At 63.5% G+C, this 12,044-nt stretch carries 9 protein-coding genes and 1 pseudogene; 7 read left to right on the forward strand and 3 right to left on the reverse strand.

Translation table 11 applies throughout. From position 1 onward, the window contains the following. Nucleotides 1-30: 30 nt before the first annotated feature. From AB0M56_RS18050 to AB0M56_RS18065, 4 genes are all read left to right on the forward strand, one after another. Nucleotides 31-573 (forward strand): TetR/AcrR family transcriptional regulator, encoded by a 543-nt coding sequence (locus tag AB0M56_RS18050; RefSeq protein WP_364177030.1) that lies wholly within the window; start codon nt 31-33, stop codon nt 571-573. An 87-nt stretch (nt 574-660) separates the two neighbouring features. Then, nucleotides 661-1,413 (forward strand): SDR family oxidoreductase, encoded by a 753-nt coding sequence (locus AB0M56_RS18055; RefSeq protein WP_364177033.1) that lies wholly within the window; start codon nt 661-663, stop codon nt 1,411-1,413. Beyond that, nucleotides 1,410-2,180 (forward strand): SDR family oxidoreductase, encoded by a 771-nt coding sequence (locus AB0M56_RS18060; protein WP_364177036.1) that lies wholly within the window; start codon nt 1,410-1,412, stop codon nt 2,178-2,180. The genes AB0M56_RS18055 and AB0M56_RS18060 overlap by 4 nt, the downstream gene beginning before the upstream one ends. 83 nt (nt 2,181-2,263) lie before the next feature. Then, the gene (locus tag AB0M56_RS18065; protein WP_364177039.1) at nt 2,264-3,790 is read left to right on the forward strand and encodes a recombinase family protein; all 1,527 of its coding nucleotides are present in this window, start codon (nt 2,264-2,266) and stop codon (nt 3,788-3,790) included. A 26-nt stretch (nt 3,791-3,816) separates the two neighbouring features. On the opposite strand, the gene AB0M56_RS18070 is transcribed toward AB0M56_RS18065, so the two are convergent. Continuing rightward, nucleotides 3,817-4,404 (reverse strand): hypothetical protein, encoded by a 588-nt coding sequence (locus AB0M56_RS18070; protein WP_364177042.1) that lies wholly within the window; start codon nt 4,402-4,404, stop codon nt 3,817-3,819. A gap of 491 nt (nt 4,405-4,895) precedes the next feature. Between AB0M56_RS18070 and AB0M56_RS18075 the strand changes: the two genes are divergently transcribed. Beyond that, complete coding sequence (locus AB0M56_RS18075) at nt 4,896-6,641, forward strand: translation initiation factor IF-2 N-terminal domain-containing protein (RefSeq protein WP_364177045.1); 1,746 nt, start codon at nt 4,896-4,898, stop codon at nt 6,639-6,641. After that, nucleotides 6,638-7,792, forward strand: coding sequence for a hypothetical protein (locus AB0M56_RS18080; RefSeq protein ID WP_364177047.1), 1,155 nt, complete (start codon nt 6,638-6,640; stop codon nt 7,790-7,792). The genes AB0M56_RS18075 and AB0M56_RS18080 overlap by 4 nt, the downstream gene beginning before the upstream one ends. A gap of 237 nt (nt 7,793-8,029) precedes the next feature. On the opposite strand, the gene AB0M56_RS18085 is transcribed toward AB0M56_RS18080, so the two are convergent. Both AB0M56_RS18085 and AB0M56_RS18090 read right to left on the reverse strand, forming a co-directional pair. Then, nucleotides 8,030-10,213, reverse strand: a complete 2,184-nt coding sequence (locus AB0M56_RS18085) for an FtsK/SpoIIIE domain-containing protein (protein ID WP_364177049.1) — start codon at nt 10,211-10,213, stop codon at nt 8,030-8,032. Further along, nucleotides 10,203-10,580 (reverse strand): annotated as a pseudogene (locus AB0M56_RS18090) (hypothetical protein); the annotation flags it as partial. The gene AB0M56_RS18085 and the pseudogene AB0M56_RS18090, both read right to left, overlap by 11 nt. A gap of 273 nt (nt 10,581-10,853) precedes the next feature. Between AB0M56_RS18090 and AB0M56_RS18095 the strand changes: the two are divergent. Further along, on the forward strand, nt 10,854-11,912 hold the full coding sequence (locus AB0M56_RS18095; RefSeq protein WP_364177051.1) for a transposase: 1,059 nt from the start codon (nt 10,854-10,856) through the stop codon (nt 11,910-11,912). The last annotated feature ends 132 nt before the right edge of the window (nt 11,913-12,044 follow it).

The following is a 12,044-nucleotide window of genomic DNA, read 5'->3' on the forward strand; positions in this document are numbered from 1 at the left end:
ACTGGGCGTGAGTCGAGAGGTGGTAATCGGATGCGCGCGGATGCGGTGCGCACGCGCAAGGCCCTTGTCGCGGCGGCGGCGGAGGTGTTCGCGCGCAGCGGCGCCGACGCGACGGTCGCCGAAATCGCCGCGCGTGCCGGCATCGGCAAGGGCACGGTGTTCCGGCACTTCCCGACCAAGGACGACCTGCTCGCGGCCATCGTCGGCGACGCCGTCGACGAGCTCGTGGCCAAGGCTGAGCACTTGGTGGGCCACGAGGACGCACTGCGGGAATTCATGCAGCTCACCGCTGCGCTGCTCGCGGGCAACCGCGTGCTCTTCGACGCCCTCGACCGCGTCGGCGCCGACCACCGTCCACAGGTGCGGGCGCAGGTCGACCGGCTCGCCGCCGTGGCCGAGCGCGTCGTTGCGCCCGCACGGGACGCGGGCGTGATCCGCGCGGACGTCCGCGGGCTCGACGTCGTGCAGCTGACGTGCGGCGCCCACCACGCCGCGGCGCCGCTGGCGGCCGTCGAGCCGGACGTGGGGCAGCGCTACGTCGACTTCGTCTTCGCGGGCCTGCGTGCCTCCTGATGGCCGGGTGACAACCCTGGATCGTTCGGTACTCTCCATGAGCGACCGCTTAGTCTGCCGTCCGCTGCAGAACAGGAGACCAGTGCTGTGAACTCGTTCAAGGACCGCGTGGCGATCGTGACCGGCGCCAGCCGCGGGATCGGCCTCGCCATCGCGAAGGGCCTGGTCGAGCGGGGCGCGAAGGTGTGCATCACCGCGCGGAAGCCCGAGCCGCTGGCCGAGGCCGTCGCCGAGCTCGGGGGCGAGGACTTCGCGATCGCCGTGCCCGGCAAGGCCGACGACACCGGGCACCAGGACGAGGCGGTCGCCAAGACGATCGAGCGGTTCGGCAGGCTCGACATGCTCGTGAACAACACCGGCATCAACCCGGTCTACGGGCCCACGCTCGACATCGACCCGGCCGCCGCGGCGAAGATCTTCGCCGTGAACGTGCTGGCGCCGATCGCCTGGACCAAGCGCGCCCGCGATGCGTGGATGGGCGAGCACGGCGGCTCGGTCGTCAACGTCGCCTCGATCGCCGGCCTGCGCGCGTCGCCCGGCATCGGCATGTACGGCGTGAGCAAGGCCGCGCTGATCCGCCTCACGCAGGAGCTCGGCGCCGAGCTCGGGCCGAAGATCCGCGTGAACGCGGTGGCCCCGGCCGTGGTCAAGACCAAGTTCGCGACCGCCCTGTACGAGGGCAAGGAGGAGGAAGTCGCGGCGGCCTACCCGATGAAGCGCCTCGGTATGCCCGAGGACATCGCGGGCGCGGTGGTGTTCCTGCTCTCCGAGGACGCGGGCTGGATGACCGGCCAGACCGTGGTCCTCGACGGCGGCGTGACCCTGGGCGGTGGCCTGTGAGCGCCGGGGTCGTCATCACGGGTGGCGGCGGCGGGATCGGCCGGGCGCTGGCGCGGCGCTTCGCGGCCGACGGTGCGCGCGTGGTCGTGGCCGACGTCAACGGCGAAGCCGCGGCGGAGGTGGCCGCCGAGGTCGGTGGCACCTCGTTCACCGGCGACGTCGCCAGCGAAGACGGCGTCGCGAAGCTCCTTGCGGCCGCCCGCGAGACGCTGGGCGAGATCGACGTCTTCTGCGCCAACGCGGGCGTCGCGCCCTTCGGCGACGAGCAGGCCACCGAGGACGACTGGGCCCGCACCTGGGACGTCAACGTGATGGCCCACGTCCGCGCGGCCAAGCAGCTGCTGCCCGCGTGGCTCGAACGCGGCAAGGGCCACTTCATCGCCACCGCGTCGGCCGCGGGCCTGCTCACGACGCTGGGCTCCGCGCCGTACTCGGTGACGAAGCACGGCGCGCTGGCCTTCGCCGAGTGGCTTTCGGCGACCTACCGCCACCGTGGCATCACCGTGCAGGCCATCTGCCCGCAGGGCGTGCGCACGGCGATGCTGGAGAGCAGCGGCCCGCGCGGCCAGCTGCTGATGGGCGCGTCGGCGATCGGCCCCGAGCAGGTGGCCGACGCGTTGTTCACCGCCATCGACGAGGGCCGGTTCCTCGTGCTGCCGCACCCCGAGGTCGCCGAGTACTACGCGCTGCGCGCCACGCAGACCGACCGCTGGCTCGGCGGCATGAACAAGCTGCAGCGCAAGATCGAGGCGCTGCCGGAGGACTGAGCCACCCAATGCGGCGTTGGTTGCGTTGAACGCACCCAATGTGGCGTTGGCGATGTCTCATTTGCTGACATAGCCTGGATGGCATGAACGCAACACGGGATGTCAGTGCAGGTCAGAGCGGTGACCGGCCGGTCGTGCTGGACTCGTACGGGCGATTGTCGCGGGTACCCGAGACCGGCGAACTGGAGAAGATCGAAACGCAGTGGGCCGACAACCGCAAGGTGATCGACCGGGTAGGCGCAACGCTGGGCGAGGAGTTGAAGGACGGCCTCTCGGCGTGGAAGCGCAGCGTCCGTCGTCCCGGGTGGCAGCGGCTGCTGGAGAGGGTCGAGTCGGGCGAATCGGACGGGATCGTTGTCTGGCACACCGACCGGCTGTTCCGGCAGCCGCGTGACTTGGAAAAGCTGATCGAACTCGGTGAGCGAGGGTTCAAGGTCTACTCCGCGCACGGCGAACGGGACTTGGCCGATCCTGACGACCGGTTCATTCTGCGGATCGAGGTCGCTCACGCGGCGCGGTCGTCGGACGACACGTCACGCCGCATCAAGCGCAGGTTCACTACCAAGCGCGAGCAGGGCGTGGGCCACCTCGGGGGTCCCCGCCGGTTCGGCTGGCCGGGCAAGGACATGACGTGGATGCCGGGACCCGATGAGACGGACAAGGACCGGCCGGACGCGTCTGCGGATCTCGTCGAACAGGAGCGGACCGCGCTGCGCGAAGCGACCGACGCTCACTTGGCGGGCATCGGTCAGGGCACGATCGCAGCCGAGTGGAACAAGCAAGGTATCCGGACCGCAGCGGGCCGCGAGTGGATCGCTGTGACGGTGAAGTCAGTTCTCCAGCGTCCGACCAATGCCGGGTTGATCGAGCATGACGGCAAGCTGGTGGGGCGGATCGAAGGCGAGCCGATTGTCAACCCGGAGAAGTTCGCACGGTTGCGGGCGACGTTCGCGGCCCGGCGGCGCGGCCGGACCGTCGGTGAAAGCTACGTCGGCACGGGCATCCTGCGGTGTGGAGCGCCCGACTGTGGCGTCAAGCTGTCGGCGAGCCGCAAGAACACGGTGCATAAGGACACCGGGGAGCGACGTGCGGTGTACTTCTGCAACAAGCAGCGGCGCGGGTGCGGCAAGGTGTACGGCGACCGGCGCGCGGTTGATTACGAGTTGCGGTTGTTGGTGATCGCGCGTCAGTCCGACTCGCGTCACGCATCGGCGGTAGCGGCAGCGCGTGCACGGGTGGCAAATCGGCTGGCCGAGTTGCACGAGGAGATCACCAAGTGCGAGGACGTCCAGACCGCATTGTCCGAGCGATTCGGGTTGCTGGAGATCGACGTCGAGGCGTTCGACCGTGGCAACAAGCCGATCAGTGCACGTCTGGCGAAGCTGCGAGCCGAGCGTGACGAGTTGTCCGGCGGGAACCCTGACGGTCCGGTGAAAGCTCAGGACCCGGCCGAGGTTGCCAAGCAGTGGGACAGCGGGGATGTCAGCGAGCGTCGCACCATGTTGCTGTCCGCGCTGGGGAAGACCCTGCTCTACCTGGACCCGGCCACACGAGCCGGTGCGCGGACGTTCGATCGGAAACGACTTCGACCCGTCGAGCTGCAGGGTTAGGGGCCACAGCCAAGGCATCCACGAAGTCAAGCCACATAACCATCATGACCATATTCCTGATTTTCGTTAATCAATGCACCTCGTCGAAGGTCTTTTTGTGCGAGATCAATGACGTCGGCAATTCCATCGTAGAGCTTCCTTCGAACACCTTCCGGGCCGTCGTATAATGTGAATCGCTGTCGGACGAGCTGACGATTATCTAGGTCTCCTGAGGTCTGTATAAAATCAGTTAGGACGTCAGTTATTTTGTCCTCCACTTTTCCCTCCGTGTGCAAGTAGCAACGAACCTGATACCTGCCCACCTCCACCGGAAATTTCTTAATTGAATCAATATTCTCTGGAGGTTCAGCTCGGTCATTGCCCCAGTAGTCCAACATCGGATCAATCTCTGCGGCCCATTCATAGAGATAAGGAAGCAAGTCTAGATAGAAAGCTTCCTTGCGGTCGTATAGAAGTTTCGCGAATTGATGGTCCTTGTCGATCTTGTCTGCGAGACGCTCGCGGTCCCACCGCGCATCCTCTGTCTTTCGCTGCCGCCGTGACGCGATTATTTGCCCGCCCCAGCTTCCAGCTACGGCTCCAAGAAAACCCAGAAGTGCTGCCCACCAAGTCATACATTTAGAATACAAGATGAAGGCGCCATAGCCGGTCCCACTGCACCGTGACCTGCGTGTCAATCTTCCAGCAAGGCAGCGGAGAGAGCTCGTCTGCGTGAGAGCCTCCCGCAGCGTGAATGCTGCGTATGTCCGATGGACTTACGGGCTAACCGGACGCTTGTGCCTCTCCGATGGCGAAGATCGAATGATCAAGTGTGCTTCGGCGCGGGCTACCAACGTGCTCCGCCAAGCGCGGGCCCGGACGCTGCACGTCTGACTGATGGCTGCTCAGGGTAGCGAGCCGGCCTTCAGGTTGGGCCCCTCGCTCACCCCGAGCGACCTGCAGACCGTGTGCCTACCCATGGCTGGTTCAGTCGCAGGAGGTGTAACACTGCACAGCACAGGCAGCCTGTCCTGCATCGACTGTCGTGGCCGTCGCGACACGTGTAACGAACTCGCTCGGTCGACCGACATGGTCAGTTGATCTGACTGTAACGGAAGGAGCTCGGTTGAAGGCCCGTGTTCACGAGCTCGCCAAGGAACTTGGCGTGAGTGCCCAGACCGTGCTAGCGCGGTTGGCTGACCTGGGTGTTTATACGCGGAGTGCATCAAGCACAGTCGATCCAGCGGCGGCGCGACGCCTGAGGGACTCATTTGGTTACTCAGACGAGGCCTTGCGGGTGGGCGCTGCGACCGCACGTCAATCGAGTTGGATGGCGGGAGAGATTCGCCCTCCAACGAATCCCGAGGTCTTGAGGAAGATTGAAGAACTCAAACAGGTATTTCCTGTAGCAGCGGAACACGACAGGCTTCTCCGCGCGGTTGGTTCGTCATTCTTTTATGCCTCGCCCTGTCGAATATCCGGCTTCGAGGAGTGCTGGGTGGCACTCGTTCGATTCAGTGGCGCAATAGAGTCCGCGTTCGGGTTGACTCGTGAAGTCATGTTCTTCTATTCGCCGCACAGAGATTTCCAAAATCGAACTTTTCGCGCCGCCAAAGATGCACTTCGCCGCATTCGTCGAGAAGTTAGCCCAGACATACTATTCTTTTGGAGTTCAGATGAGAGGATGCGCGTCAAACTTGAGGATTGGACTGCCGGAGATTTCTTGGCTATCCCTCTCGACTTGGATCCCGAAGAAAACTCTATTGCACTGGTCTCGCTTTTGCGAGACTTCATATTCGCGCGCGATCTTTTCTACGAAACAACGCCAGTCCGAGGGGATCGCTTCTTTGGTCGCAAGCGACTCTTGCAGAGCCTTCGAGACGACATCGAACGGAAGCGTGTTAGCGGTATATTCGGGTTGCGCAAGGCTGGCAAGACTAGCGTTTTATCCGAATTGATTGAGAACCTTTCTTCGGATAATCGAATCTTTGTTCTTCGAGATCTCGAACACCTCCCTTCTCCGCCGGACGACCCTGTTCCCGATTTGCTCCGAGACTTAATTGATGACATCTCCGCCGAGTTGAAGATCCGCGAGCAAAGCGCCATAGAATTGACTCGAATCGCAAATTCTACCTCAGTTTCTGAGTTCAAGAGGGCGCTTCAGAAAGTTCTGAGGAGGCTTGATTCCGCTGGGATCTTCCTGGTAATTATGCTTGATGAGATTGAATACCTTACGCCTTCCGATAGGATTGACATCGCCGAAGGGAACATGTCCTCGGTGGCCCAGCTATTGGGCGCCTTGCGAAGCCTCGTGCAAGAGAACGAGAACTTCACCTTCTTACTTTCCGGCTTGACCAGTGCCATAGTAGAGAGTGGTCGACTGTATGGTCGACCAAATCCCTTATTTTCCTGGGCGAAATCGAACTTTCTGGCTCCCTTTGATCGACATGAAGCTGACGACTTGGCCAAGTCCGTGGGCAGCAAAATGGGAATTTCGATAGACGAAGCCGCTTTGGAAGCGCTCTACGACGCTTCTGGTGGTCACGCTTTCCTTTATCGCCACCTCGCATCGAGTGTAGTGAAGAAGCTCCCAGTCGACGTGTTTCATCGACGACTTACTAGGCCAGATGTTCTTCGCTCCATTGAGGAGTGGCGCGGTTTTGCTGCCGGAAATATGCGCGAAATGTTGGATCATATAAAGCGTTACTATCCCGACGAAGCCTATCTTATTCAGATTCTACGCGAAGACCCAGATGTCTTCTCGGACATTGCCAACGACGAACCGCAAGCGCTTGGGCATCTGATAAGCCTCGGGTTGATAAATAAGATCGATTACAAGTACGAGCTTACGCCCGTCCTGGAGCTACTGTGAACGAACTTGTGAACACGGCTGCTCGGTCCCGCGCGGAGCAGCTGCGCAAGAGACTGAGGCGCCACAAGCTCGTGTTTGTGCAATGCGGCATCATCCATGATGTCCTTCGCGATGCAATCGTCGAGAGTTTGTCAGCAGTACGTCTGGACGTTCGGCAGTTTTTGTACGAACGCATAGATATTCAGTCCATCGAATCTGGGACCTTGGTTCTGGATAGTGTGGAGCTGCTCGCGCAAGATCAAGACCAGTCCTCCATGACCTTAGGCAAGCTCCGACAAGAAGTAGACCGCGTACTTGACTCCGACGTAAACGTGTGTCTACTGTCGAGGACTCCAAGAGTTGGGTTCGGAAATGTCCCTGGAAGCTCAGTAATAGAAGACGCTTCCGTTTATTTCCTACCATTACTGGAGAGTTCAGAGTGGAACAAGGAAATGAGTGGGTCTCCGGGGCTCAATCTGCCGTCATGTGGAATCGTGGGCCGTCAGGATTTTGTTGAATTGTTCCGCGTGGCCTTGACTGAGTTGGGTCTAGCTGTTTTGGCGGCACTCGATAGTGCCATCTTTGAGGCGCCCCCCGGTGTGAAGTTTCTCGAACGGCTAGACGTTCGAGAGATTGACGCCCTCCAAGGCGCTGGGCTGGTTGCCCTGGACGGCGATGGCGTCCGACAGTTTGCTGTACCCAACCGCATCAGTGAGTTCAAGGAGGCGTTGTCAGACGTCTTGTCTGACATAACGGAGCCACAGTCGGATTTTAGTGCAATATCTGAGCGCCTTTGGTCGATTGAGCGAACGATCCGACGCTGCCTCCGGGAGGCAGCGATATCGAAATATGGCAACCGGTGGCGGTCTCAAGTTCTCCACGGTGATCTCGCGGCCAAAGTGTTGGAGCATGCGCGTGCAGATGTGAATGTTTCCGCTCGTACAATCGCAGAATTGCGCGACCCATCCGAATGGCTGTCTCTTGGTGAATTGATGGAAGTTGCAAATTCAAAAGACTTCGATGGTCTACACTTCGACAAGATTGCCTGGGGAAAATTTCGGGAAGCGCTAGTTCCAATTAGAAATCGCGTCTCGCATATGCGTTTGGTTCGCAAGGGTGATAAGGAAATAGTCGAAATGTGGTTTGCGCTGGTGCGGCGACACTTCGGATGAGGGGGGCTGCCATGGGCATGGCAGCCCCCCTCATCGTCTCATCATGGGTGGGTGCGCTGGTCGATCCTGCGAAGCACAATGGCAAGGATTTCGATCTCCTCCGCCGTCATCGGTGGCCAGGCGGCGCACGTTCGTTGCCAGTACGCCAGTCCTTCCGCGTCGATTGATTCGGCGAGTTCGGCACAGACTTCCTTTGCAGGTTCAGCTGTTGGGTGTCCGGTCGCGTCCGTCGCCCGGTTAGCCGCCATTCACACCCGCCTCACCGTCTGTGGATGCTCCCGAAAGGGCGCGGTCGACAGCAGCGTGGATGTCAGCGGTGAGGTAACCGCGCACGCGCCTGGTCTGGCCGTTCCCCGCCGGGACGTAGTCGCGGGTCGGACGACATCCCAGCTCGCCCATCTGCCGCCCGAACACGGTCGGCTCGAGGTCAAGCGCGTCGACAAGTTCAGCGCTGGGAATGAACTCCCGTTCGTCGATGTCGTCGCCGAGATAATCGACCACCAGCGCGAGCGGGTCACGCAGAGTGTCCAGCTCATCCCGTTGTGGCGCGGGAACGCTCGTGGCGAGAGCCCGTGCGACGGCTGCACGGTCGAGCGTCGGTGTGGTGTCCTGCCCGGCGGCGTGGCCGCTCAGCGTCCCGGCCGACTCGCGCAGCGCCCGACCCTGTTGACAGATGGTCTGCCAATCCTCGTTCGGCATGTAGTAGGTCCGGACGGTCATTGCGAGCACGTCGGCTCCGGCAGCGGTGTCGCCGTCTGGGCGCAGGATGCCGACGCCCTTGTGCGACGGCAGTAGCCGGCTGGAGTCGAATCCTCGCGTGTTCATCTGTTCGCCGAGCACAATGTTGGAGTCGCGCCAGTCCATGACCCGCAGCGCGAACCGTGAACCGAGGACGGCCCGCAGCCCGGACGGGATCGTCTTCGAGTCCGGCCGCTGCGTGGCCAGTACCAGCACGATCCCGGCTGCCGGTCCCTTCTTGGCCAACCAGGTCAGCAACTCGCCGATGTACTCGCCCGCTGTGAGCTTCTTTCCCTGCACCTCTACGGGTGTCCGGTCCTCCAATGGCACTTGGACCTCATCGATAAAGATCGCCGTGATCGGCATGTTCAACGCGGTGTCGCGGGACATCTCCGGCGTCACCTTCGACTCCGGGCACGTCAGGTCGTCGAGATCCCGCATTCGCCGGAACCGTCCCTGGACCTCGGCGACCAGTTCAACCAGCCAATCGACGAGCGTCAGGACGTGTTCGGGTTCGTCGCCGGACATGAACCGGTGTGCCACTTGCGCGGCAGCGTCCCAGTCCTTGCCCGCTTTGAAGTCCGCGACGTACAGCCGCACCCACGCATCCAAGATGAGGCCGGCGGCCGCGAGCCGAGCGGCGAACGTCTTGCCTTGCCGGGGAATCGCCCCGACCAACAGAGACGTCCACACCAATGGAAGGTCAATCCGCCGGTCTCGTGCGTCCCGGCCGAACGGAATCGGGCGCCACGCGTCCCACGTCGACACGCCGAGCAGCGGTGTCCGCAGCGGTGGCCGGGCGTACGGGTCCTGATCGGCGACCCACATTGATACCCGCCCGGCGTGCCCGCCGTTGCCACGGACGCGTTCCACGATGAGCTGAACCTCATCCACAGCGAGGGCTGAGGCGAGCGCGTCCCTGTTCTTCACGACGTCGGCCGCTTTGCGAGTGGCAGGCAAGTCGACCGTGATGGCCCATCCGTTACCGACGTGCGTCGCCCGCTCCACCAGGCGGAGCGTTTCGTCCTTGCCGATCAGCTTTGCGTCCCGGAACGCGTCTACCAGGACTTGCGGGTCCATCGTCCAGGTAAGCGTGCGCGGCCCTGCGAGAGCCGGTTTCCGGCCAGGGCTACCGTCCTTCCGCCGGCCCAGAATCGCGAGCGCAACAGACACGGTGCCGCCTGCGATCCACAGCGGCTCGCTTCCGTACAGAAGATCCACCACCGAGACCGCTAGCGCCACCACGGCCACCACTGCGCCCGTGACCTTCCAGCGAAACAGGGTGAGTTCACGGATCTCCGTGAACTTGTCGGCGAGCTTGTCCGACTCCTCAGCCGCCGTGCGGTAGTCCCGCACCTTGACCCAACTGCGCCACCACCGAGCACCGACCACGGCACCGCGGACCACGGCACCGAGGAACCGCCACGGCGACCTGAGCACCCGAACCACCGCGTCCTTGGCTGCCTGAATCGCTTGCGGCCGGCTCTTGAGCCACAGCGGCACGCGGGGCGAGTGCTGCCACCACCGCGCGAACCGGCGGCGCATGGTCCGGTGGCGCGGCTGCGGCAACGTGTCATCGATCAGTTCACCGTCGAGCACCGGTCCGATGTGCTCGACCTCCCGCGAGCCCGTCCGGGTCAGCGCGGCGGCGTCGTTCAACTCCGGGTTGGGTTCACTGTTCATGGCGGACCTCCTCGGAGACGAGGGCGGCCGCGAGTCGGGAGGACAGACCGCGCGAGCAGCCGGTGACTTCACGGACCCACGCCGGGGTCACGATGACGTCGGGTGTCCGGGCTTCCCGAGCGTCAGCGAGATACTCTGCGAACAACCTTCGTTTGACTGGCTGCTCACGGTGGACGGCGCCTGGTTCATGAACACTCGCCTGGTTCATGGTTTCCGTGAACGCGACGTGCACGGCGTCGGTGAGCTTGTCGCGCAGGTCGGTCACCGCCTCGGCGGCCACGAAGACGACCAGCGGCGGCACCGAGTGCAGCACAACCCCTGCCGGAGACTCAGCTGCCCACGACGACCAGGTGTTCTGTGAGTGTGTCGTTAGGCGGTTCCGGTCTGGTCCGCTAGCAGGATCGGTGCCGGTGTTCAGGAGTGACTCGCATGTGTTGTGACCGCGTCCGGCAGGACGCGTGTCTTGGTCATGACATGTCCTCCCGCTCACCGGCGCTGTCCTGTGCCACCTGTTGGCTTGATCAGAAGCTTGTCCGCGGCTGTGGCCGCGTGACTCCTCACAGAAGTGCCGCTCGGTGGTCGTTACCCAGGCCGGCGCCTTTCCCGAGTCCGACCGTTGTGGAAGGGAGCCGACTGTTCGATGACGAAGCTGGCCGATGTGATGGACACGGTGGTGGGCGCGGACACCCACCGCGATACCCACACGCTGGAGATCACCACGGCGACCGGGGTGACTCTTTCGACGTTGACCGTGGCCAACACCGAGGCAGGCGCTGCCCAGGCCTTGGCCTGGATCAAGCAGAACGCGCCCGGTCCCCGGATCGCCGCCGCGGTCGAGGGCAGCCGCAGCTACGGTGTCGGCCTTGCCCGCGCCCTGAACGCCGCTGGTGTCCTGGTGCTGGAGATCGAGCAACCCCGCGGCCGTGAGCGGCGCCGGGGCAAGTCCGACGCGATCGACGCGCACCTGGCCGCGATCCACGCTCTGCGCCTGGACACGCACAAGCTGCCCACCCCGCGCGCCGACGGGGACCGCGAAGCGCTGCGCATCCTGCTCACCGCCCGCCAGGGGCTGGCCGACACCCGCCGACGGAGCATCAATCAACTCCGCGCTCTGCTGATCACCGGCGACGACACCGACCGCGCCCTCAACCGGCCCAAACAATTCGCCGGCAAGCACCTCGACGCGATCATCAACCGTGCCCCTGCTCCCGGCGAGACCCGTGAGCAGACCGTCCGCCGGAGCGAGGCTGCACGCCTGGCCACCCGCATCCACGACACCACCGCCGACCTGGCCGCGAACACCAGGGAGCTGACCACCATCGTCACCGAGATGGCCCCCGCGCTGGTCGCCAAGCTCGGCGTCGGCCCCGTCACCGCGGCCCAGGCCATCGTGTCCTGGTCGCATCGAGGACGCTGCCGCAACGAGGCCGCGTTCGCCGCCCTCGCCGGCGCCAGCCCACTGGAGGCCAGCAGCGGACGCACCGCCCGGCATCGCCTCAACCGCGGCGGCGATCGAGCACTCAACTGCGCCCTGCACGCGATCGTTCTCACTCGCTGGCGCGCCTGCACCCGAACCCACGACTACATCGCTCGACGCCGCGCCCAGGGCAACAGCGACCGCGAAATCCGACGCATGCTCAAGCGCTACGTCGCCCGCGAACTCTTCCGCACGCTCAACACCACACCCACACTCGCCTGAACCACCCACACCACCAGCACACGAACGCCTTGACAAACTGTGAGACTGCGCGGGCGGCCTGGTGGTCGCTGTCAGGATGGTCCGGCGGTGCGGGATGACTCGTTGACAACTTGGCCGTTTTCGGGCGTGCCT

It is taken from the genome of Amycolatopsis sp. NPDC051372 (genome assembly GCF_040682095.1).
Classification (GTDB): domain Bacteria; phylum Actinomycetota; class Actinomycetes; order Mycobacteriales; family Pseudonocardiaceae; genus Amycolatopsis.

Coding starts and splice junctions, on each gene's coding strand:
- AB0M56_RS18050 (WP_364177030.1), top strand. CDS start 31: ATGCGCGCGGATGCGGTGCGCACGCGCAAGGCCCTTGTCGCGGCGGCG.
- AB0M56_RS18065 (WP_364177039.1), top strand. CDS start 2,264: ATGAACGCAACACGGGATGTCAGTGCAGGTCAGAGCGGTGACCGGCCG.
- AB0M56_RS18070 (WP_364177042.1), bottom strand. CDS start 4,404: ATGACTTGGTGGGCAGCACTTCTGGGTTTTCTTGGAGCCGTAGCTGGA.
- AB0M56_RS18085 (WP_364177049.1), bottom strand. CDS start 10,213: ATGAACAGTGAACCCAACCCGGAGTTGAACGACGCCGCCGCGCTGACC.
- AB0M56_RS18095 (WP_364177051.1), top strand. CDS start 10,854: ATGACGAAGCTGGCCGATGTGATGGACACGGTGGTGGGCGCGGACACC.